General features: G+C 66.8%; 22 protein-coding genes. 7 read left to right on the top strand and 15 right to left on the bottom strand.

Going from position 1 to position 20,697, the window contains the following annotated elements:
• Positions 1 to 59 precede the first annotated feature (59 nt).
• From C6N31_RS26945 to C6N31_RS26920, 6 genes are all read right to left on the bottom strand, one after another.
• A complete protein-coding gene (locus tag C6N31_RS26945) occupies positions 60 to 1,679 on the bottom strand; it encodes a penicillin-binding transpeptidase domain-containing protein (protein ID WP_198358454.1) in 1,620 nt (539 codons plus the stop codon).
• Positions 1,680 to 1,999: 320 nt separating this feature from the next.
• Positions 2,000 to 3,265 carry a tyrosine-type recombinase/integrase gene (locus tag C6N31_RS26940; RefSeq protein ID WP_198358453.1) on the bottom strand — a complete coding sequence of 422 codons (1,266 nt, stop codon included), beginning with the start codon at positions 3,263 to 3,265 and terminating at the stop codon, positions 2,000 to 2,002.
• A 72-nt stretch (positions 3,266 to 3,337) separates the two neighbouring features.
• Positions 3,338 to 3,574 carry a helix-turn-helix transcriptional regulator gene (locus C6N31_RS26935; RefSeq protein WP_198358452.1) on the bottom strand — a complete coding sequence of 79 codons (237 nt, stop codon included), beginning with the start codon at positions 3,572 to 3,574 and terminating at the stop codon, positions 3,338 to 3,340.
• A gap of 448 nt (positions 3,575 to 4,022) precedes the next feature.
• Positions 4,023 to 5,498 carry an AICE element replication initiation protein gene (locus C6N31_RS26930; RefSeq protein ID WP_198358451.1) on the bottom strand — a complete coding sequence of 492 codons (1,476 nt, stop codon included), beginning with the start codon at positions 5,496 to 5,498 and terminating at the stop codon, positions 4,023 to 4,025.
• 1 nt (position 5,499) lies between these two features.
• A complete protein-coding gene (locus C6N31_RS26925; RefSeq protein ID WP_198358450.1) occupies positions 5,500 to 6,333 on the bottom strand; it encodes a bifunctional DNA primase/polymerase in 834 nt (277 codons plus the stop codon).
• Positions 6,330 to 7,016: a class I SAM-dependent methyltransferase gene (locus tag C6N31_RS26920; RefSeq protein WP_198358449.1), complete on the bottom strand. Its 687-nt coding sequence runs from the start codon at positions 7,014 to 7,016 to the stop codon at positions 6,330 to 6,332. Before C6N31_RS26920 ends, C6N31_RS26925 begins: the two co-directional genes overlap by 4 nt.
• Positions 7,017 to 7,127: 111 nt before the next feature.
• On the opposite strand from C6N31_RS26920, the gene C6N31_RS26915 reads away from it, so the two are divergent.
• Complete coding sequence (locus tag C6N31_RS26915) at positions 7,128 to 7,313, top strand: hypothetical protein (RefSeq protein WP_198358448.1); 186 nt, start codon at positions 7,128 to 7,130, stop codon at positions 7,311 to 7,313.
• 57 nt (positions 7,314 to 7,370) lie between these two features.
• Here the strand turns inward: C6N31_RS26915 and C6N31_RS26910 are convergent, their stop codons facing one another.
• The 8 genes from C6N31_RS26910 to C6N31_RS26875 form a co-directional block, all read right to left on the bottom strand.
• Positions 7,371 to 7,655, bottom strand: coding sequence for a hypothetical protein (locus tag C6N31_RS26910; RefSeq protein WP_198358447.1), 285 nt, complete (start codon positions 7,653 to 7,655; stop codon positions 7,371 to 7,373).
• A 16-nt stretch (positions 7,656 to 7,671) separates the two neighbouring features.
• Positions 7,672 to 7,995, bottom strand: a complete 324-nt coding sequence (locus tag C6N31_RS26905; protein WP_198358446.1) for an RRQRL motif-containing zinc-binding protein — start codon at positions 7,993 to 7,995, stop codon at positions 7,672 to 7,674.
• Between the two features lie 205 nt (positions 7,996 to 8,200).
• Positions 8,201 to 10,366 (bottom strand): FtsK/SpoIIIE domain-containing protein, encoded by a 2,166-nt coding sequence (locus tag C6N31_RS26900; protein ID WP_198358445.1) that lies wholly within the window; start codon positions 10,364 to 10,366, stop codon positions 8,201 to 8,203.
• 84 nt (positions 10,367 to 10,450) lie between these two features.
• Positions 10,451 to 10,642 (bottom strand): DUF6257 family protein, encoded by a 192-nt coding sequence (locus tag C6N31_RS26895; RefSeq protein WP_198358444.1) that lies wholly within the window; start codon positions 10,640 to 10,642, stop codon positions 10,451 to 10,453.
• Between the two features lie 4 nt (positions 10,643 to 10,646).
• Positions 10,647 to 10,961, bottom strand: coding sequence for a hypothetical protein (locus C6N31_RS26890; RefSeq protein ID WP_198358443.1), 315 nt, complete (start codon positions 10,959 to 10,961; stop codon positions 10,647 to 10,649).
• Positions 10,962 to 11,016: 55 nt separating this feature from the next.
• Positions 11,017 to 11,904: a protein spdB gene (locus C6N31_RS26885; protein WP_232485727.1), complete on the bottom strand. Its 888-nt coding sequence runs from the start codon at positions 11,902 to 11,904 to the stop codon at positions 11,017 to 11,019.
• Positions 11,904 to 12,197: a hypothetical protein gene (locus tag C6N31_RS26880; RefSeq protein ID WP_198358442.1), complete on the bottom strand. Its 294-nt coding sequence runs from the start codon at positions 12,195 to 12,197 to the stop codon at positions 11,904 to 11,906. Before C6N31_RS26880 ends, C6N31_RS26885 begins: the two co-directional genes overlap by 1 nt.
• A 90-nt stretch (positions 12,198 to 12,287) precedes the next feature.
• On the bottom strand, positions 12,288 to 12,737 hold the full coding sequence (locus C6N31_RS26875; RefSeq protein ID WP_198358441.1) for a DUF3307 domain-containing protein: 450 nt from the start codon (positions 12,735 to 12,737) through the stop codon (positions 12,288 to 12,290).
• A gap of 539 nt (positions 12,738 to 13,276) precedes the next feature.
• On the opposite strand from C6N31_RS26875, the gene C6N31_RS26870 reads away from it, so the two are divergent.
• Both C6N31_RS26870 and C6N31_RS26865 read left to right on the top strand, forming a co-directional pair.
• Entirely contained in the window at positions 13,277 to 14,044 is a 768-nt protein-coding gene (locus C6N31_RS26870; protein ID WP_198358440.1) for a GntR family transcriptional regulator, read from the top strand.
• Positions 14,041 to 14,610, top strand: coding sequence for a GNAT family N-acetyltransferase (locus tag C6N31_RS26865; protein ID WP_198358439.1), 570 nt, complete (start codon positions 14,041 to 14,043; stop codon positions 14,608 to 14,610). Before C6N31_RS26870 ends, C6N31_RS26865 begins: the two co-directional genes overlap by 4 nt.
• Here the strand turns inward: C6N31_RS26865 and C6N31_RS26860 are convergent.
• On the bottom strand, positions 14,607 to 15,692 hold the full coding sequence (locus C6N31_RS26860) for an IS630 family transposase (protein WP_198358438.1): 1,086 nt from the start codon (positions 15,690 to 15,692) through the stop codon (positions 14,607 to 14,609). The two genes, C6N31_RS26865 and C6N31_RS26860, sit on opposite strands and share 4 nt — an antisense overlap.
• A 473-nt stretch (positions 15,693 to 16,165) precedes the next feature.
• Between C6N31_RS26860 and C6N31_RS26855 the strand changes: the two genes are divergently transcribed.
• The 4 genes from C6N31_RS26855 to C6N31_RS45670 form a co-directional block, all read left to right on the top strand.
• Positions 16,166 to 16,429 (top strand): GntR family transcriptional regulator, encoded by a 264-nt coding sequence (locus C6N31_RS26855; RefSeq protein ID WP_232485719.1) that lies wholly within the window; start codon positions 16,166 to 16,168, stop codon positions 16,427 to 16,429.
• Positions 16,430 to 16,626: 197 nt separating this feature from the next.
• Positions 16,627 to 18,486, top strand: a complete 1,860-nt coding sequence (locus C6N31_RS26850; RefSeq protein WP_198358437.1) for a pentapeptide repeat-containing protein — start codon at positions 16,627 to 16,629, stop codon at positions 18,484 to 18,486.
• A 174-nt stretch (positions 18,487 to 18,660) separates the two neighbouring features.
• Positions 18,661 to 19,281 (top strand): hypothetical protein, encoded by a 621-nt coding sequence (locus C6N31_RS26845; protein WP_198358436.1) that lies wholly within the window; start codon positions 18,661 to 18,663, stop codon positions 19,279 to 19,281.
• Positions 19,282 to 20,018: 737 nt separating this feature from the next.
• A partial coding sequence (locus C6N31_RS45670) for a tetratricopeptide repeat protein (protein ID WP_307811552.1) occupies positions 20,019 to 20,697 on the top strand: 679 nt, incomplete at its 3' end.

The following is a 20,697-nucleotide window of genomic DNA, read 5'->3' as shown; positions in this document are numbered from 1 at the left end:
GCGCGTGCCAGGCGGGACTTTCGCAACACGCCCTAGTGGGGCCGCCGGTCGCACGTGGTTTACGAGGCCTTGAGGACGGCCGCGACGATGGGTCCGGCGGAGTCGCCGCCGTGGCCGCCGTTCTGCACGATGGCGCTCGCGGCGACATCGTCGCGATAGGCGAGGAACCAGCCGTTGGGCTGCCCCTCCCCGTCCTCGGCGGAACCGGTCTTCGCGCCCACGTTGCCGCCGACGCCGCTCATCGCGGTGGCGGCGGTGCCGCTCTGCGCGGTCTGCTGCATCATCCGCTGCAGCGAGCGCTTGACGCCCGGGGAGAGCGGAGTGGTGCTGATCGAGGGCCGGCCGGCGATGAGGTCGGCGGCCACGATCCGCGGCTGGTGGAAGCTGCCGTTCTTGGCGGTGGCCGCGACGGACGCCATGTCCAGCGGGCTCGCGGTGATCTTGCCCTGGCCGATCATCTCCGACGTCAGCTCGTCGCCCGTGCCGCCGGGGACGCTGCTGTTGACGGACTTGACGCCGATCTCCCAGTTCTGGTTGAGACCGAAGACGTCGTGTGCGGTGCTCTGGAGGGTGGTGCCGGGGACCCGGTGGGCCTGCGAGATGAAGGCGGTGTTGCAGGAGTTGGCGAAGTCCCAGGCGAAGTCGGCCTGCTCATTGCCCTCCTTCTCCACGTTCTTGTACATCTTGCCGTTGTCGATGTTGTCGTGCGCCTTGCACGGCACCTTGGAGCTGGGTGTGAGCCCGGCCTTCAGCAGCGCCGTCGCCGTCACGACCTTGAAGGTCGATCCGGGTGCGGCATTCGGGCCGAAGGCCAGGTTGGTGCCGGTCGCCGGGTTGTTGGCGACGGCGAGGATCCCGCCGGTGTTCACGTCCAGCGCGGTCACGGCCGACCCCGACCGCTTCAGGACGGCCTTCTCGGCGGCCGCCTGGATGTCCGCGTCCAGCGTGGTCGGGAACTTGCTGCCGGTGCCCTTGGTGATGACGTGCAGCGTCTCGGTCACGGCGCCGTCCGCGCCGTCGATCCAGGTCTCGACACCGGGGGTGCCGCCGGTCGCCTTGGACGCGTAGGTGGTCCGCAGCTGGGTGAAGAACCGTCCCAGGGACGGGTACTTGGCCGGATCGAGGACCTTGTCGTGCCGGTCGGTGAAGTCCAGCGTCGGCTGCTTGGCGGTACCGGTCTCCAGGCTCGCGCCCTCCGCGAGCTTCGGGTGCACGACGGCGGCCTTCCACTGCACGACGGGCTTGCCGCTCGTGCCACGGATGACGGTGAGGGCGGAGTCGTACGCCCACGGCGAGGTCTTGCCCTGGAACGACAGGGTGGCGGCCACGTTGAACGGCACCTTGGCGCCGACGGGAGTACCCGGGGTGAGCTTGACGGCCGAGACGTGCGCCTTGTCCTTGTACCCGCTCAGCGCGGTGGTGGCGGTCTGCACGGAGTCCGTGAGGCCCGCGGCCTTCGCGGTGTCCCCGGAGGCCCAGGCAGCCAGGAAGTCGGCCGCGGTCCCGGTGATCTCCTTGGCGTCCGGCGGCTGCGTGCTCTTCGCCGAACCGGCGTTGCCCGTCGACGACGTGCTGTCGCTGTTGAGCGCGTCCAGCACGTTGTAGACCCCGTACCCGGCGACCCCGAGCATCCCGGCGACCACTCCACCGACTATGCCGAGCTTGGCACCCCGCTGCATTTCCCGTCCCCCCTCGTGAACTGAACGCGTTCAAAGAAAGCGCTCTTCACCGCACTTTACGTGACCGCAGTGACGCAGGGGGTCTCATTCCGGGCAGGCGTCGATATCAGGTGCGGACCGAGCGCCCAGGACCAGCCACTCCGATCAACCCGCCCCGAGGGGGCCTCCGGCGTCAGATCCAGGAGTCGAACCACATCCGGGCACGCCAGGCGTCCATCGAGATCGGCATCCCCGTGTAGATGGGGAAGAAGTAGATGAAATTGCGTATCGGGCGGCCCGCGAGCCCCTGGCCAGGGAGGATACCCCTGACCAGGGTGGCTCTACGCGGCTTGGGCCGTCCCTGGGCCGTCTAGCGGTTCAGCGGGCGCCGTGAAGACCCGATCGACGGCCTTCCGCGTGCGCCCCTCGCTGCTGGGCATCAGGTGCGTGTAGACCCGCAGCGTGAACCCCGGATCGCTGTGACCGAGATACGTGCTCAGCGCCCGGATGTTCTCACCTGCGTCCAGCAGCACGGAGGCGTAGAAGTGCCGCAGCGCGTGCATGCCGTGCTGCCGGGCCGCCTGGTGCCGCCCGCCCGGTTCAGGCTCGGGGATGAAGCCCGCGGCGACGAGAGCGGGCTTCCACATGAAGTCGTCGAAGTAGCTCGCTCGCACACTGCCGGCGCTGCTCCCAGTGAACAGCAGGGCCTTGGTGACCGGCGGCCCGTCCGGCGCGATCCACGGAAGCGTGATCCGGACCGGGGGAAAGCTCTTCATGTGCGCTTTCAGGGCCGTAGCCATCGACCCGGGCAACGGCACGTCGCGCAGCTTCCCGCGCTTCGGCGGTGCGAACACGAACTTCCCTCGCACCCGCTTGAGCTGGTGCCGCACCGCGACCCACCCGCCTTCGAAGTCCAGCTCATCGACGGACAGCCCGAAGATTTCCCCTTGCCGCAGTCCGGCGCCCCCACCCGCGTCCACCATCGCCCGGAACCGCTCGGGCAGGGCGGCCCGCACGGCGAACACCTGCTCCGGAGTCCAAGGAACCACCCGGGAAGGGGGCGGTTGCGGTGAGCGGACCGACCTGGCGAGGCATGGATTCTTCGCGATCAGGCTGTCATCCACGGCCGCATTGAATACAGCGGAGATGGTCCCAAAGATGACCCGCCGCGACGACGCCTCCAGTCCCGCGCTCTCCAGTTGTGCGAGCCATTCCCGGATGTGGCCAGGCTGGAACGAGGAGATCGGACGCGTGCCGATGTGCGGGAAGGCGTGCAGCCGGAACCTCCGCTCGATCGCGTCCCGCCCGTTGATGTCCGTGGCGTGATCCTTGAGCCACTTCGTGGCGTACTGCCGGAAGGTGGTTCGGCCGGCCGCGGGGTCGATGTACTGCCCGCGCGACATGTCGGCCTCAACCGCGGTGAGCCACTGTTCAGCAAGGCGCTTCTGCCGGTCGGGAAAGGAACGGCTCTTTTCCGTTCCGTCGGGACCGACGTACCGGGCGCGATAGCGCAGCCCGATGCCGTACCGGTCGCTCTTGACCCGGGCGGTCTTCTCGTCGGCGGTCTTCTCGGTCTTGTACCAGCGGTCTTGAATGTGGCCAGCCACGTGGGGCTCCTTGGGGCGTGACGGGGCAGGGGCACGACCGGTGCGGTCGTGCCCCTGCTGTGGATGGGTGCGCTAAACGGCGTCAATTTCCATGCGGTCGTTGACCCAGGCACGAACGGTGGCGGGGTCGAAGCGCAGGTGTTTGCCGACTCGGAATCCGGGCGGTCCGACGCGTTTCTTTCGCCAGGCGTAGACGGTCTCGATGCTCGGAAGGTCGAAGAGTTCCTTGATGTCTTCGGGGGTGAGGTAGCGGTCCGGGAGACCGGAGCGCAGGGCGGTACGCGGGTCAGTCGTGGCGGGCGTTGCCATGTTCGGTGTCTCCTCGGGCCGTTTATGGAGCGGGGGGCGTTGCACCTGTCCGAGGTGGGGATTTCTGCGTCATTGCGTCATCAGCGTCATTTGCGCTTCTGACCTGCGGTTTTATGTGACGTAGTGACTTGGGCCTGCGTCATGGGTGCGTCATGGGCTGCGTCATCGCGTGACGCAGATGACGCAGGATGACGCAGGCGCTGCCGTCTGCGTCATGGCCGTTACCGCAGGTCAGGCCCCGGTTTTTCGGCTCGCATGACGCAGATGACGCAGGATCTTCCTTCTTAGGAAAAAAGAAGGGGCTGTCTGTGGTGGTCCGGTGCCCCAGGGAGCGAAGAAGGAGCCGCTGCGCGGCGCGACCTTCGAGCGGCGGTTCCGCCGAACAGCAAGAGGAGCACCCCGGCCCGGGGGCTGGTGCTCTTCTTGCTTGTCCGGGTGTGCGTGCGGGTCAGAACACCTGCTGCTGCTCCGGCGGGGGCGGTGCGGCGGGCCGGGTCATTTCGAGGTAGCGGCCTTCGCTGGTGCGGCCGGTGTCGATGAGGACACCGCGTGCGGCCAGGGTGGGTTGGAGGCGTTTGAGGCGGTCGGAGAGGACTTTGCCGGTGGTTGGCCACCCTTTGGGTAGGGGCCGCAGTTCCTCGCCGCTGTGGAGGCGGCTGAGGCAGTGCAGCCACTGCGTGGACGTCATCCGCTGCTGTGCGCCCGGGTCGAGGGTTTCGGCGTGCGTGAGGACGGTCTGCGCGAGGAGATCGCCCTCGATCACGTCGTCGTTCAGGTCGTCCAGGCTGGCCCGGTACGCGGTGAGCGCTCCGAGGCCGGCTGCTGTGTCGAGCTGCGCGCACAGGTGCGCGAAGTCCGCCATCCGCAGGTCGGTGGGGGTTTCCACCTCCAGGGCGCGGACCCTGACGGTGAGGTCCAGGAGCGAGCCGAGGATGACGGGCAACACCTCCTCATACTCCGCCCACAGCTTCGCTTCGGTGCGCCGGATCCGGGGCCGCACCAGGCGCAGCGGCAGCAGCCGCTCCGCGAGGTCCGGGCGGATGACACCGACGTCGATGCCGGTCAGGAGCAGGGGGCGCCGGTAGCCGAGACGGAACACGTCCCCGTCGCTGAACAGGGCACGCTTGACGCTCTCGGCCCCGGTGACGATGCAGCACATGGCGTCGGACAGGTCCGGGGTCATGTGGGAGAGGTTGTCCAGGGCGGTGATCCATCCGGCCGCCACCGCTGTGATCAGGTCCCCTTCATCCTTCGGGGCCCGGCGCAGATCCCCGCTCATGCCCTCAATGATCCTCAGGAGCATCCGCCCGGCAGTGGACTTACCCGCGCCTTGCGGACCGGTGAGGAACGGGGCCGGCACGGGCACCGACGGTCCCAGGCAGCCGATCAGCCACGCGATAGCAAGACACTCGGTCTCCGCCGTGGCGAAGTTGCACAGCCGCATCAGCAGGTCGACGCCCTTGCCGCTGGTGTCCTTGGCCGGCAGGGGCAGTTCCCCGGTGAGCTGGGTCCGGCGCCAGCACACCTCCCGGGGGTCCGGGGTGAGGATGTCCCAGCCGCTGGGGTGGATTCGGACGGACTGCCCGTCATCCCGCCCGAGGTCCAGCCACGTGGCCCCGTCGAACCCGGGGGCGACGCGGATGTTCACGGCGTGTGTGTCCTCGTACAGCGCGAGCGCCTCGATCAAGTCCAGCGCCTCTTTGAGCGCGGTGCCGTTGAACACGCCGACCCCGTCGCGGTACATGCCGACGATCAGTTCCTGGCGGTGGCTGCCGGTCGTGCCCTGTGAGCGCATCGGCCGGGCCACCGGGTGGCCGTTGCGCTGCGCGTATACGGTGCCGTCGGCGGTGCGGAAATACCGGAAGTGGGATTGGGCGTAGTCGGTGATGATCTCGCGGGCGGGGGTCTTCTCGTCCTCGGGCATGTCACATCCCCAAGTGGGTGAGGGCGTTGGTCCACGCGTCGGTGCAGTGCCGGGGCAATTCGCCCTTGGCCTGCGCGGCAGCGAACAGCCGCGCGATATGCGCCTCGGTGAGGCAGCCGCACAGGCCGTGCACGGACAGCACGGCGAGGAACGTCCGGTAGACGGTCGCGTGCACCGCCTCCCGGGCCTCGGTGATGCGCTGTTCTGCCATGGCCAGGCCACGAACGAGGTAGGCGGGCGTGCGGTGCGGGCAGTGCCCGCCTCCGACCGGCATGGGCACCGTGACGGCCGCCGGGCGGCCCGGGGCCGGCCGCTTCGTGATCAGGGCGCGTACGACGTCCGGTAGGGCCGTCATGGTGCCCGCTCCCGGTCCAAGCCAGCGGGCGTAGGACATCGTGGACTTGACGTCGACTCCCGGCCGCACACCGTTCGCGGATTGCATGGCGCCCCGGTAGAGCCAGTGCTCACCTCGGGTCGTCGGCACGGTCCGCGTGGCGGGCAGGCTCGCACGGGCCCATGTGATGGCCTGGGCGTTGTCGAGATCCACGACGGTCAGGCCGGCGCCGCCAGGGTGGTAGGCCACCGCTGCCGCACCATGCCAGGCTCGCGACCATGCCGGCGAGGTGATGGCGCTGGGGTTGGTGGTGGCGGCGGCCCAGCCGTGGCAGGGCGCCGGGCACTGGCAGGTGCCTGCGGCTTTCATGTTCGGCCGCCCACTACAGGCGTTGCCGGCGCAGGTCCGGCAGTTCCCGAACGGCACCTTCCCCGCCCGCAGCGGCAGCACCGGTACCCCGGCGGCGGCCAGGTCGAGGGCGGTAGTCAGCAGGGCGTTCATGCCGCCACCCCCAGGGTCGGCGTGAGGCTGGCCGGGAGCTGGGCACCGATCCATTCGCTGTAGGCGGGTGGGATGCATTCGCGGATGCCGTCGCGGTTCATCCACGGCACGCCCATGACGCGGCGGGCCAGGTCGACGCCGGAGAAGTTCCCGACGAACTGCCCGTACCACCCGTCCGGGACGGGTCGGCCCATCTTGGCTTGGGGTGCGGTGTGCACCGGGTGCTGCGGTGGGGTGAGGGGGAAGCCGCCGCCGGTCTCGAAGTACCGGTGCCGGTAGGTCTGCAGCCCGAACATGGTCCCGCACAGCATCACCGGCTCATGGAGCTTGTGCCGGGCGCCTTTGACGTTCTCCATCACCCACGGTCGCCCGGTGGACTCCAGGGCGGCGCGGGTGGGGGTGATCAGGTCGGGGTGGGTGCGGTTCTGGATGCGCTGGCAGTCGCTGTCGTGCTGGCACGGAGGCGACGCGTGGATGAAGTCGAAGTCCGCACCGTGCGCGCGGATGAACGCGACCGCGTCGCCCTGGATGAAGGTGAAGGGGTAGCGGGGCTGGGGGTTGAGGTCGATGCCGGTGACGTCGAATCTGGCATCGGCGTAGCCCTTGGCGGCGCCGCCCTGGCAGCAGAACGCGTCCAGGAGGCGGGGCCGGCGCGATCGCCGGATGGGGGTGGGGTGGGTCATGCTGGTGGTTCTCCGTCCTGTGTGGATGGGGAGGACCGTGGGCGGCGGACTGTCTTGGCTGGGAGGACGCCGCCCACGGGTGTGCCCGGGTGTAGGGGGATGGGGTCTGGCATGGGCAATCGACGGGTCTGGTTCGGGTCGATCGGCGTGTATCTGCTGACGGTGGTGGTGGGCACCGTGGCGGATCACGCCGTGTTGGATCAGGGTTGGGGCGAGGCCGCGCGCATGGCGGCGGTGCTTGCGTTCATGCCGGTGGTGGCGGTACTGGCGGCCCGGTGGCGCAACCGGATGCGCTAGTCCCGCAGTCGGGCTGTGTGGCGGAAGTCTCGGGTGGGAGGACGCCGTCCACGGGCGTTACTTGCCGCGGGTCCAGGGGAAGGGCGGGAGGGTCTGCGCGCGCTGGTAGGCGTCGATCGCGGCGCCCGCACCGACGCGCGACGGGCCCGGGTAGACGCGCCCGCCGTCGAGACTGGCGAGCAGGCGAGCGGCGTGCAGGACGCATCCGAGGGCACCCACCGTCATGGCGTCGCGGGCGCGGCTCATGAACCGGTCGCGGACCTCTACCGCATCGTGCGGTCCCTCGCAGAGGGCAGGGTCGTCGGGGTGCGCTGCGTTGCAGCGCGGGGGTAAGGCGTTCACGGTGTCTCCGTTGAGGTCAAGGGGCGGGGTGGCGGTCGTGGCAGGGCACGCAGGTGCCGAGTGAGCGGGAGATGACGTATCCGCGGTCGGTTCGGCAGGTGGGGCAGGTGCGGCGGGCGCGCATCATCGCGGCGTGCGAGCGCCAGCGGCCCGGGGTCATCGGGCGGACCGGGTAGGCGGTGGCGGGGTCGTAGAGGTAGGCGACGCGTCGTCCGCGGCGCCAGCGGATCTCGCCGACCACGTCCGCGCGGGCGGCGCTGAGCCCTGCGCAACGCAGTTGGCGGCGGGTCATCAGGCCGTGCGGGGCGAGCCGGTAGCGGTAGACGGGCAGTGCAGACACGGGACGTTCTCCTCTCGGAGTCGGTCACTTTGTGTGAAGGGAGGGAGGCAGAGCTTCCCCACGGACCCTGGTTTTCGGGGATTTCCGCAGGTCGCGGGAGGGTGCCTCCCTGACTCCCTGTGTGGGTGTTGGTGCAGATCAGATTGGGGAGGCGGGGTGAGGGAGGCAGTGAGGGAGAACTCCCCGCCTCCCTCCCCGCCTCCCTTCACTCACCGTGACCTTCGGCGGTGTCGCGGTCGCGGTCGTGAAGCGCGTCGCGGACCTTGGTTCGGTTGACGACCATGACGCCGCCGGACTTGTACGGGGCGGCGTCGACCGCGTCGAGGACGCGGGTAAGGTCGGATGCGGTCCAGGATCGGTAGTGGCGCGGGTTGCGCTCGGCGAGCTGCTGGCGGACCTCGTCGGTCCGCATCCGGTCGGCATCGCCCAGGACGGCGAGGATGTCGGCGAGTGGGTCCACCTGCTCACCAGCCGCCGGAGCGGCGGCGGCCGGGGTGATCCCGTCGCGCAGCGCCAGCGCCCGGAGCACGACGGGTGTGATCTGGTCGGTTTCGGCGTCCTTGCGGACGTAGTAGGCGCGGATCAACTCGAACGCGTTTCCCGTGAACCCCACCGTCAGGGCGGTGCCGACGTTCTCGGCCGGGTTGAGGGTGGTGGCGGTGATGCCGGCGCGGTGCTTGCCCGTCCCCAGCAGCCCGTCATTGGCGACGTGGTCGCCGACGGCGAACGCCACGCGGTGGGAGGTGTTGCGGGTGACGTCCTTCGGGATGCTCGCCGCGGTCGGCGACACCGTCACGAACAGCAAGGTGATGCCGACCTTGCGGGCCTTCTTGAGGACCTTGACGGCCAGTTCAGCGGCTTCCGGCCCGTACTTCTTGTGCTCGAACAGCTCATGGCACTCGTCAAAGACGACCACCCGCGGACGCATCCTCGTGTCCTGCTCAGCGAGCTTGCGGGTGAGCTTGACGGTGTCCCCACCCATCTCCTCCAGCAGCTTGCCGCGCCGGGTGACCTCCTCACGCAGGTCCCGCAGCGCTTCCAGGGCGGTTTCGACCTGCTCGTCGTCGTCGCCCTTGACCAGGGTCCGCAACCGGTCCTGCATCGGGTCGTAGTCGACGTTGTACGCCATGACGTACACATCGATCTCCACCAGCGGATCGAGCATCGCCCCCAGCAGCAGGCCCACGACCAGCGAGGACTTCCCGGATCCCATGATCCCGCCAACCATGTAGTTGGCGGCCATGAGCTTGCCCATCACCGGCTCCCCGCGCTGCGAGACACCGACGGGCACGCCCTTGAAGTAGTCCGCGGTCCCCTCGGTCAGCAGCGGCCACGGCGGGACCGTCCCGGACAGCGAGCCCTGGTCAGCAACCCACAGGTCGAGGGTGCCGGGCATGTCGTGCGGTTCGGTCGGCCACGTCTCGACCGGCAGCCGCAGCAGGTTGTGCGCGAGAACGTCCTTCTTCCCGTTGATCATCTCCACCGTGACGCCCATGGGGAGCTGTAGGCGGGTGTGCCACCCGTTGCCCAGACGCGTGGTCGGCTGCATCCAGCGGGCTTGCCATCCGGCCTTGAACGCTTGGTTGAGCGGGCCGATGTTCAAGTGCCGCAGCGCGTCCAGGATCGCGCCCTCATCCGGCACCACATCCCGCTTGCTCTGCTCGCTTGCGGGCAGCGCCCACTGAGGCGCGGCCTGTCCGCGGCGGCCGGTATTCCACAACCCCAGCACGGTCAGCCAGGGGGCCAGCCACACGGCCGGGCCCCAGATGACGGACACGATGAGCACCACCAGGCGGATGAAGTCGATGGTGAACATCGTCGGCGCGATCACCTGCGTGATGTCGTGCTCGGCGATCGCCAGCACCACACCGAGCGCCAGCAGGCCCCCGACACTCGCGCCGGCACCGACGGCGGCACCCTTAGCGATACGTTGCGGGGCGGTGAGCAGGTCCATGCGCCGCTGGTGACGCTGCTGCCGGAACAGCGCTGCGCGCTGCTCCCACTCCATCGCCACCTCGTGCTGACCGGCGGCTTCCGCGGCGCGCATCATGCGCTCGTGCCGCGCCACGGTCCGCCCGTCCCACGCCCGCTTGGCGAGGATGCGCCCGCCGCCGGCCACGTAGGCGGAGTGGCGGACGGCGGTGCGGGCGGCGGTGCGGGTGCGGTCGTCGGTGGCGACCGTCCGCACGGTGCGGGCGGTCCGCCGCCACAACGGCACCGACGGTACGGCCGCGGCGGTACCGGACGGAATGACCGTGCCTTCCAGCACCTCACGGGGCCCGGAGGGCGGGGTGCTGTCGGGGGGATCGGTCTTGGTCAGATCGGGTTTCGGGTGGGGCCGGTGGTCGTCCAGACGGATGATCTCGGACATGCTGAGGGTCCTGCTTTCTCCATCGGGGATGCGGGGCCCGGAACGGCCGGTGTCTTGGCGGATGACGGCCGTTCCGGGGCGAACTCACTCGTGGGTGGTGGCCTGGTCGGCGCGCTTGCGGGCGCCGTCCAAGATGCGGTCCAACTTGCGCTGCAAATCGCGTTGGTCAACGTCCTCACCAGCCACGGCACGCTTGGCCATGCGGGCAATGAGCCAGGCCACGCGGGCGGCTTCGGACGCAGTCAGGGGCGGGTCGTTGGGGTGGGTACGGATCATGGGGTCACCGCTTTCGGATGTCGCGGTAGATGCCGTAGACGACTAGCGCCACCAGGGCGGTGCAGGCGGCGGCGATGGCGAGGGCGACCGCGGCGAACGACACGGTGATCATGAGCATGGAGCCGCCGACCCCAATGGCCAGCCACTTGCCCGCCGTGCCCGTCCCGGACTGCTGCGGGAGCACGACCGGCGCGGGCGGGGGCTGCTGTTGGGCCTGGACGATCTGCGCGGCTTGGATTGCGGCGAGCATCACCGCGAACTGCTCGCCCTGCCGGGCGGCTTCGACCGCCTCGGCAGACGCTTTGCTGATGTCGGGCATGGACCGTGCCTTTCGCATGAGGATGGCGGCCGGAGCAGCGCGCATCGCGGCCCCCTCAGCCGGTGGTGGTTGCTGCGGTCAGGCGCTTCCACGAGGCCCGCAGCCGTACTTCCGCTGCGGTGTGGCCGGCGGAGCGGAAGCGCGCGGCAAGCTCCCGGTAGGACGGCGGGGGCATCTGCGCGCTGAGGATCTGAGCGACGACGTGATCAAGGTCGGTGTCACTGAGCTGGGGTGCGTCCAGTGCGGCGACCGGCTCGACCGGGCCCCAGACGGGAAGCTCCCACCGGGGGCGTGACGCGGGTGTGACGGGAGCCGTCACGCAGGTCAAAGCGTGTGCGGTGTCCTCCCCCGCACGGACCTTCTCCAGCGTCGACCACGCCTGGGAGAGGGTTGTGGCGGTGCGTGCCTGGACGCGTGCGACGCGCGCACCGGCCTGCGTCACGGCCGTAAGCCGGGTCTCTTCCGTGGTGGCTTCGGCCCGCAGCCGGGCGCGGGCAACGGCTGCGTCGTCGCGGGCTTCCTGCTGGATCCCGGCAATCGCGGTGAGCGCGTCGGGGGTCAGCGCGGTGCGCTCCCACAACCCGTGCACTAGCCACAGCGCCTTCGCGGCGATGGGCAGCCAGGACACCGCGAGCCACGCGCCGACCGACGCGTTGGCGGTGACGGCGTGCGTGACTAGGACTCCGGTGGCGAGTAAGCCGAAGCACCAGCCGACCGCGGTCACCGCCCGGGAGTGGTCGCCCTGTGCGGCAAGGCGCCGTTCATAGGCCAGTGTTGCCAGCCATCCGCCGTCCAGCCCCAGACCAACGACCAGGGCGACCGGCCACGGCATCGCCTGCCCCAGCCACATCACCACCACAGCCAGCGTCAGGACCATCGACACAACCGTCATCGCAACGGCCGGCGCCACGGTCAACGCCTTCTTCATCTGCGCGTTCCACATCACGCCGCCAACCCCTTCCGGTGCCGACGGCGGACCGCGGCGGACGGGACGGCGGGTGCGAGGCGCAGCAGGTCCGGCAGGGACTGGCCGAGCGTCTGGGCTGCCAGGGCGGTAGTGCGGTCGTACAAGGCGGGGTCGTCGGCGAGGATGTCGCGGGCCGCCGTCTCACGTGCGGCACGTTCCTGCTCGCTCTCGCCGTCCTGGCCCAGCCACAGTTCCAGCGGGGTGCCCAGCGCGAGTTCGAGGAAGTCGGTCGAGGTCAGGGCACGGTGCTGCCCCACGTAGTTCCGCATGGGAAGTCTCCAGAAGAGGTGAAGGGGAGGAGCCGGGGCGGCGGGACTGTCCTTGGCTGGGAGGCCCGCCGCCCCAGGTGCGGGGCATGGTCAGACGACGGCGATCAACAGGGCCGCGACCAGTAGCCACAGGTGGTGGAAGGACTGGTCCAGGGCGTAGGCGCCGGTACCCAAGGTGGGGTTGTCGTCGCGGCCGGCCCGCAGGGAGCCCAGCCGGTAGAACTCGTTCTTGCCAGTCAGCGCCGCCAACCGGGCCAACGTGCTCCGGCGGTCCGCCCACCAGTGCGTCACCGCGTCCACACCCAGCCCCACCAGCAGGCCCCACACCGACAGGTGCAGACCCAGCAGCGCGGCGGCGGGCAGTAAGACAGCGAGCTTGGTGAGGGTCAGGGTCACGACGTGCCGGGCGTCGGCCAGACGGCCGGGCCATCCCGGGCGGCCCTTGGCCGCGGACTGCGCGGAGGACTGAACCCAGTGGTCACCGACGCTGTGACCGACGAACAGAGCAGCGAACACCGCGGCGAAAACGGCAGCGTGCATGCGATCTCTCCTGACGAATGAGGGAGGACCCGGGGCGGCGGACTGTCCTTGGCTGGGAGCCGCCGCCCCGGGGCTGGACTGTGGTGTGTGGTTCTCGGGTGATCGGTGACCGTCGCTGACCCGTCCGACCGGAAGGCCGGCGTAACGCTGCGACGACCCTTGCCCGCCCCCGGAGGGTCGGCGGACAGTGCCCCTTTTCGTCTCACCGGGGAGGTAGGTGACCCCGGACCGCGTGACTCACGACGCGGCAACGTGTGGCTGGATCACTCCGGCCACCTCCCGAGCCCGTGTTGCTGGGCTGGAGGGCGACCCCATCGACCACCCAAGAGCAGGTGGCTGGGGCGGCACACTGTTCAGTTCTCAACCAACGAGCGCTCCGCCCTCCCGCCCTGTGTCCAGGACGCTCAGACGCACTTAATCCTCTTGCTCAACTTGTTGGTACAAGCTGTGTGATGATGCTGCACCCATCGGGACTAAGACGTCAAGCACTTTGGACATACATGTAGGAACAAGTTGCGCGAGTGCGTCATGATGGAGGCATGAGCCCGCAGCCGAAGTACCGAGTCGTAGCTGACGCACTGCGTCGCGAGATCACCGACGGCAAGTACGAATCGAGCCCACGCCTGCCCTCGGAGAGCGAGCTGAGCGCCCGGTTCGACGCGTCGCGCAACACCGTCCGTGCGGGCTTGAACCTGCTGGTCACAGAGGGTCTGATCTCGTCCAGCCAGGGTCTCGGTTACGAGGTTCGATCACACGAGGTCTTCGAGCTGAACGCCTCGCGGTTCGAAAACCTGAGCTTCCCGCAGAACGGCGACGCCTACAGCACCGATGTCACCGCCGCCGGTCGGAGACCGCACCAGACGTTCCGAGTGGAGATGCTCCCCGCGACGGCGTACACGGCGGCCCGCCTCAAGGTGGACGCTGGCTCTACCACCGTGCTGCGGTTTTGCCATCGCTTCGTTGATGACGTGCCGTGGTCAACGCAGGCCACCTACTACCCGGGCTGGCTTGCCGAAGCGGCGCCCCGGCTGGCAGAACCGGGCGACATCGCTGAGGGGACGACGCGCTACCTTGCCGACCGCGAGATCGAGCAGGTCGGATATTTCGATGAGATCTCGGCCCGGATGCCAACGCCGGAGGAGTCTCGCCTGCTGGAGATCAGCGCGGGTGTCCCGGTGATGCTGTGGACCCGGACGGGCTACTCCGACACACGGCCCATACGCTGCACCATCACGACGTTCCGCGGCGATCTCAACCGCATGAACTACGAAATCGGCGATCTGTCCGGGCGGGACGAAACTCTGTGATCATCACACCCGCGCGGCCCGATGACCTCCCAACCCTGCTTGCCTTCCGCGAGGAGGCGGCGGGATGGCTCAGCGAACTCGGTAGTGACCAGTGGAGCCGCCCCTACCCGGCAGACCGGCTGTTGGCCACCATCCAGGCCGGGACCGTGTTCATGGTCCGCGACGCCGACGCGACGGCTGCAACCATCACTCTGACCACGGTGGCGGAAGAGGGGTTGTGGACTGATGACGAGCTGGATGAGCCGTCGGTGTTCATCAACAAACTCACCGTGGCCCGGACCCACGCCGGCCAAAACATCGGCGGCCAACTGATGGACTGGGCGGGCGACCGCGCGTACCGAGCGGGAGCGAAGTGGCTACGGCTCGACGCGTGGACGACTAACGACGCCTTGCAGCACTACTACCTCCGGCAAGGTTTCGAGTACGTACGCACGGTGCGGGAAGGTGGCGCCGTCAACGGGGGGCCACGCGTCTCCGGCTGGCTCGCACAACGGGCCACCGGCGCCGCAAGCTTCCGAATGATTGACGCCACGCCAGCCCCTGAATCGCTGGCGGCCTGGCCCTAGTGAGCTGGTTTTGAGATCCTGTCGCAGTAGCGGCAGATGCGTTCGAGGATTTGGTCGGCGGTCTTGGTCCACTTGAAGGACCTGGCTTCGTCGTTCCAGACCTTGATCCACTCTTCTATGGCGGTCTTCAGGTCGCCGAGTGAGCAGAACACACCGCGTTCGAGGCAGCGGCGTTCCAGTTCGGCGAACCACCGCTCGACCTGGTTGATCCACGACGAGTATGTGGGTGTGAAGTGCAGCTGGAAGCGGGGATGCGCCAGCAGCCACCGGTGCACCACCGGTGCCTTGTGGGCGGAGAGGTTGTCGCAGATCACGTGGACCGCCAGGCCGGGATCGGTCTGGCGGTCGATCTCGTCGAGGAAGTCCCGGAAGTCCACGGCCCGGTGCTGCGCGGTCAGCTTCGTGATGACCCTGCCCGTGACGGTGTTCAGCGCGGCGAACAGATCGACGGTGCCGTGCCGGACGTAGTCGAAACTCCGCCGCTCGGGCACCCCCGGCAGCATCGGCAGGACGGGGGCTGTCCGCTCCAACGCCTGGATCTGCGGTTTCTCGTCGACCGCGAAGACGGCAGCGTTGGCCGGCGGGGCGAGATAGAGGCCGACGACATCGCGGATCTTGTCGATCAGCAGCGGGTCCGGTGAGATCTTGAAGGTCTCGGTCCGCCAGGGCTGCAGGCCGAAGGCGTGCCAGATCCGCAGCACACTCGCAGGGGAGATTCCCACGACCTTGCTCAGTTCCCTCTTCGACCAGTGCGTCCCACCTGCGGGGGTCTCTTCGAGGGTGCGGACTACCACCTCTTCCACTTGGGCATCGGTGATGGTCCGTGGCACCCCGGGCCGTGGCTCGTCCGACAGGCCGTCCAGCCGGTCCCGCAGGAACCGTGTCCGCCATCTGGCGACCGTCTTGCGCTCGGTGTTCAGCTGCGCAGCCACCGCGGTGTTGTTCCACCCTCGCGCGCACGCCAGCACGATCTGCGCGCGCTGGGCCAGGCCCTGCGCAGTCGAACGCCGCCTGACCCAGCTCTCCAACGTCAGCCGCTCAGCTTCCGACAGCACCACCGGCGGCAGCCTGATATCGCCCATACCGTCAGGACACCGGAGCGGACCCGGCCCTGTCAGGCAAAGCCCTTGATCTGAAACAGAACACGACTCATGAGGCGAGCCCAGATCTCAAAACCAGCTCACTAGGTGTTCTGTCCCGGTGGTCTACCGGCGGAGGCCCCGGTACACCCGCCACAGAGCGTCTGCGGCCTCGCAGTGGATCGATGTGTGTGCGCAGATCTCGCAGTCCGTCGCATGATCGAGGTAGTCCCTATAGGCGCGGTGCGCGGCACTCTCGATCGCGTTCCCGGACAGCGTCGAGAAGGGTTGCGGGCCTCGGCTCGCTTCCAACCGCTGCCTACTACTGTGCTCGGCCATGTTGCCACCCTGCCAATGCCATCCCTCGGACCGGCTGCGGTCGGAGGCTCCCTCTGTGGTCCATTAGACCGTACTACCCTCTGCTAGCCCCGTGGGTAGCTATGGCGGGGCAGGGCCTCCTGCCTAGCTTGCGAAGTATGACCATCGACCGCGAAGGACCCGTGCCGCCCTATCGGCAAATCGCTGCCCAACTGCGCGAACGGATCGTTGACGGTTCCATCCCCGTGGGTCGGCGGATCCCGAGCCTGGTCGAGATGGAGCAGCAGTACGGCGTGGCCCGTGACACCCTGCGCAAGGCTGTCCAGGTACTCAAGGAGGAGGGCTTGGTCCAGACCGTAAACGGCATGGGCATCTACGTGATTGAGGCCCCTGCCGAGTCAGACGAGCAAAGGGGCGAGTGATTCACCTGCGTGGCTTCATTTCAGCGGGTCCAGGCGCTGTCTGGCGGCACAGGAGGCGGATCTACCGAGTAGGGGTAGATGCAGTGATCGAACCAGAACTGAACAAGATCGAGATCCGGCTGCGCACAGGAGCCCCGCGAACCACAATCGCCCTAAGTTAACACCTTGACGCGATGGAGCGTGTAGAACCTCTAAGCATGAGTGCGATCTCCCCAGACTGGCCAACCTGCGACGCGTTCAACTGTACTGGAATCAAGATCGCGAGTCATGATCTCTGCGTGACCCACCTTAGCGATCAAACCCGAATGGATTGGATATCGCGGCTGAACCCTGGTGACGAGGTAGATTTCAGGGGAGTTCATTTTGACGACGATACACTTTGGCGAATATGCCGCACCATGTCGCAGGATTGGGTTCCCATCTTTGGTACGGCCAATTTTGAGGCTGCGCACTTTACCGATAGAGCAGATTTCTCTAGGGCGAAATTTCAAGGAGATGCGATATTTGAAGGAGCTACATTTGACGGGCATGTAGGCTTCATGGGCACAGAATTTTGGTTGACCGCAGACTTCTCCAAAGCACAATTTCGCCATACCCCTAATTTTCGATTCGCGAGATTTTCGGACTGGACTTCATTCGATAGAGCAATATTTACGGAAGGTGCGAACTTCTCACTTGCGGACTTCTTCGGCCGGGCCACATTTTACGAGAGCACCTTTGAGGCCGAGGCGCGATTTAGCGGTTCCTATTTTCGCTTGGATGCGTTATTTCACGGTGTAAAGTTCTCCAACGAAGCAAACTTTTCCGCATGTCAGTTTGCGTATAAAGCCAGATTCAGCAGTTGCCAATTTGCAGGAGTTGCCAAGTTCGACTCTTCGCTTTTTGACGAGTCTGTCAACTTTGCGAACGCCGAATTCATGTCGCAGCTGACTGGTCCCATTATTTGTTGTGGCAACATCATCCTCGGGGCAGCGAGTTTTTTCGAGCCTGTCCGCATCGACATAGCCGCTGAGAGCGTGGACGTTACAAGCGCACAGTTTCGTAGCCCGGCCGTGATACGCATACGGAATGGGGAAGTGGATATTACCGATGTAAAGAACGATCAGCCGCTAACGATAGCAAGTAGAACATCGCCCTTTGATTCATTTGGTGCCACTATTCCATCTGATCCCTTTGGGGAGGAAACATCACCAGCAACAATTCCAACCCTTCTTGGCGTGGATGCTGCCCAACTAACTCTCGTTGACATGGATTTGACCGGTTGCATATTTTCCGGCGCACTCCACTTGGACCAGATAAGGATTAACGGCCGTTGCGCCTTCGCCACTCCTCCATCCGGCATACAATTCGGCTCAGGGCGTATTCCATTTCGGCTGTGGACTCGTAGGAATATTCTGGCAGAGGAATCTAGATGGCGCGCACTGCCTCTACCGCATCGACCTGCGGTCGCTATAAGTGGATGGACACCAGGGCCTGACCAGCCGAGCACAGAGCATCAGATAAAGCCGGCAGATCTGGCTGGATTATATCGAGAACTCCGCAAAGCTTTAGAGGACGGCAAGAATGAACCAGGGGCGGCAGACTTCTACTATGGAGAGATGGAATCACGTCGTCACGACCGCGAAGGGACGCCCAAGGAGGAGCGCCTACTTTTAGGTATGTACTGGCTTCTTTCTGGCTACGGCCTCCGAGCCGCAAGAGCGCTGGGATGGCTACTTCTAGCTATGACTATTACTGTTCTCCTGATGATGGGTTTTGGCATCCCTAGCAACTCATCAAAATCCGAGGCGACCGGAATCGTGCCGACTGGTGGAGGGCGGGTGGCGCTAGTGGTGGATAAACCTGATCCATATCTCAGTGGCACTGCGGGAGCACGGTTCACTAAAGGTAGATTCGAGAAATCATTTCGCGTGGTGGTTAACTCCGTAGTCTTTCGGTCGAGCGAGCAAGACCTTACTGTCGCAGGAACATATATTGAAATGGCATCCCGATTTGGCGAGCCGATTTTGCTGGGTCTGGCAGCGCTCGCCGTTCGCGGGCGAGTCAAACGTTCCTAGTGTAAGTTTCTGACCGCACTAGGAGGTGCATTATGTTCGAGAAATTTCGCCTACGGGCGAGAAATTTCGCCGCTCTGAATCTGAGTGATCGGGGTGCGATGAGGGCCGTGAGCCGCTCGTGATCGCCAGGAAGGGCGCGCGGATGCAGGTAGATCTAGGCGGTACGGATTGGATATGACCGATCTAATCGGGTCGGCAGTCGGCCTACTTGGCGTGCTAGCCGGCGGCATAGGCGTTGCCGCGATCAATGCCCGCAGCGACCGACGCAAGGAGGCAGCCCTCGATCGTCAACTGGTTCGCCAGGAGGAGACGCAAGAGAGAACTCAACGACGCGAGCTAGGCACAGAGCACCAGAAGTGGTTGCGCGAACACCGTCAAACCTCCTACCTTGCCCTACTTGTGGCTGCTGATGAAGCCCGAGAAGCAACCCGAACTTTGCTGCACAAGGTTCGAGCGACCGCGACTGAGCGTGAGGAGTTGGCTCAGGCCATCGCGGATGAGCGGGCAGGAGCAGGCTCACTCGTACGGTCCCTTCACGCCGTTCAGCTCGCAGGGCCGGATCCTGTGGCTGAGGCGGCCATGACTTTCACTGACCGGATTCTCAGCCGTCGCACCGCCGTCGCCGTCGCAGCTTCGATCCGGCGCCGCGGTGAAACCACGGCGCCGCTGAGTACCGAGGACGGCGAGAACCTCGTCCAACAGCTCAACGAACACAAGCCGCAGATCGTTGAGGCCGAATATCGGTTCGCTGTCCTCGCTCGGGCCGCCCTCGCTGCCCTTCCGCAGGAGAACTGACGGTCTCCTCCCTCCGTCTCTTCCGCCTCGGTACGGCTACGTTCCATGGCGTACGGCAGAGCGGCTGGTGGCAACTAACGAGCCCTGTTGGCCATCCTGTGGCCAAGAGGTCAGCATAATCCGGACCTTGAATGGCATTGCCGCAGGTCACGTGGCACACGGTGGGGCCAAGCTGGGCGGTCTTGAAAACCGCTGTGCATCTCCCGGAGCGGTTACAACTTTCTCTACTGGATCAAGGCGCCGCGCAAGCGCGGCGCGCGGCGCTCGCCCGTGGCGCACGCCGCCGCTCCTGTCTCCGCCCCGCTCCAGCGCGCACCCCGACCGGCGCCGCAAGGCCAGCAGCGCGAGTATCCCCATAAGGGGAACAGACGTGGGGCCCTGCCCCACACCCCGGCCCTCCCTCCGAGGATCCGTCTCGACTCCGAGTGCGGGTTCGTCGTGGTTGGGGGTGGTGGGTCGCGGGGTGGGTTCCTCGCCGGCCTTGCCCCGGAGGCCTACCAGGGTTCTCCAGGGGCCGCCAAGGCCGAAGCGCAAGCGTCACGATGTGAGCCTTGGCGGCCCCTGGAGAACCCTGGTCCGGCAAAGCTGCCCGACCGACGAGGAACCCGCTCCGCTCACGAGCTCTTGGCGCGGTACCTTGCGGGCTGGTTTCGGCGTTTCGCACTCGCAGCGAGCCGCGTGTTCCTATGCTTGGCCGCCATGAGGTTGGCTGGTGACAGGCAGTCAGGGGGTCTTTCGTGGGTGGGGAGATCAACCAGTTAGTGGAGCAAGCCCGGCCGTATCTGAAGGCGGCGGTCGGCGCATACGGGGAGGCGGTACTCAGCCAGGCTGAGGACCCGGCGATGGGCGCGAGAGCGAACCTTGGGCAGCGGTTGCTTCGCATAGTGCTCAAGTTCCGGGACCCGCAGGGGCGCGCAGAGCTGGACACCGCAGTGCGTGATGTCGCCGATGACCCACATGATGAAGACGCGGCTGCGGCGTTGCGCCAGCAGATCAAGCGTGCGTTGCGCGAGCACGCAAAATTGATGCCGGAGTTGGCGGCACTGCTGCTGACATCGATGGATGCGTCAGGCAAGAGGGGACTTCCGGTACCGGTCGGCACGAGCGTTGACGTTGAGACTGCTCTCGCCAGCCGGAACAATCTCGCCAGCGCCTACTACGCCGCAGGAGACCTGGGGCGCGCGATCCCGCTGTACAAAGAAGCGCTCGCCCAATCCGAGCAAGTATTGGGCGATACCCACCCCGACACTCTGGCCAGCCGGAACAACCTCGCCAGCGCCTACCAGGCAGCGGGGAACCGGGCGCGAGCCACCCCGCTGTACGAAGAAGTGCTCGCCCAATCCGAGCAAGTATTGGGCGATACCCACCCCGACACTCTGGCCAGCCGGAACAACCTCGCCAGCGCCTACCAGGCAG

This window comes from Streptomyces fildesensis, assembly GCF_016107395.1.
Taxonomy (GTDB): domain Bacteria; phylum Actinomycetota; class Actinomycetes; order Streptomycetales; family Streptomycetaceae; genus Actinacidiphila; species Actinacidiphila fildesensis.
This window is presented reverse-complemented; position numbering and strand designations above follow the sequence as displayed.

Coding starts and splice junctions, on each gene's coding strand:
- C6N31_RS26945 (WP_198358454.1), bottom strand. CDS start 1,679: ATGCAGCGGGGTGCCAAGCTCGGCATAGTCGGTGGAGTGGTCGCCGGG.
- C6N31_RS26935 (WP_198358452.1), bottom strand. CDS start 3,574: ATGGCAACGCCCGCCACGACTGACCCGCGTACCGCCCTGCGCTCCGGT.
- C6N31_RS26930 (WP_198358451.1), bottom strand. CDS start 5,498: ATGCCCGAGGACGAGAAGACCCCCGCCCGCGAGATCATCACCGACTAC.
- C6N31_RS26925 (WP_198358450.1), bottom strand. CDS start 6,333: ATGAACGCCCTGCTGACTACCGCCCTCGACCTGGCCGCCGCCGGGGTA.
- C6N31_RS26920 (WP_198358449.1), bottom strand. CDS start 7,016: ATGACCCACCCCACCCCCATCCGGCGATCGCGCCGGCCCCGCCTCCTG.
- C6N31_RS26915 (WP_198358448.1), top strand. CDS start 7,128: ATGGGCAATCGACGGGTCTGGTTCGGGTCGATCGGCGTGTATCTGCTG.
- C6N31_RS26900 (WP_198358445.1), bottom strand. CDS start 10,366: ATGTCCGAGATCATCCGTCTGGACGACCACCGGCCCCACCCGAAACCC.
- C6N31_RS26895 (WP_198358444.1), bottom strand. CDS start 10,642: ATGATCCGTACCCACCCCAACGACCCGCCCCTGACTGCGTCCGAAGCC.
- C6N31_RS26890 (WP_198358443.1), bottom strand. CDS start 10,961: ATGCCCGACATCAGCAAAGCGTCTGCCGAGGCGGTCGAAGCCGCCCGG.
- C6N31_RS26885 (WP_232485727.1), bottom strand. CDS start 11,904: ATGTGGAACGCGCAGATGAAGAAGGCGTTGACCGTGGCGCCGGCCGTT.
- C6N31_RS26880 (WP_198358442.1), bottom strand. CDS start 12,197: ATGCGGAACTACGTGGGGCAGCACCGTGCCCTGACCTCGACCGACTTC.
- C6N31_RS26875 (WP_198358441.1), bottom strand. CDS start 12,737: ATGCACGCTGCCGTTTTCGCCGCGGTGTTCGCTGCTCTGTTCGTCGGT.
- C6N31_RS26870 (WP_198358440.1), top strand. CDS start 13,277: ATGAGCCCGCAGCCGAAGTACCGAGTCGTAGCTGACGCACTGCGTCGC.
- C6N31_RS26860 (WP_198358438.1), bottom strand. CDS start 15,692: ATGGGCGATATCAGGCTGCCGCCGGTGGTGCTGTCGGAAGCTGAGCGG.
- C6N31_RS26855 (WP_232485719.1), top strand. CDS start 16,166: ATGACCATCGACCGCGAAGGACCCGTGCCGCCCTATCGGCAAATCGCT.
- C6N31_RS26850 (WP_198358437.1), top strand. CDS start 16,627: ATGAGTGCGATCTCCCCAGACTGGCCAACCTGCGACGCGTTCAACTGT.
- C6N31_RS26845 (WP_198358436.1), top strand. CDS start 18,661: ATGACCGATCTAATCGGGTCGGCAGTCGGCCTACTTGGCGTGCTAGCC.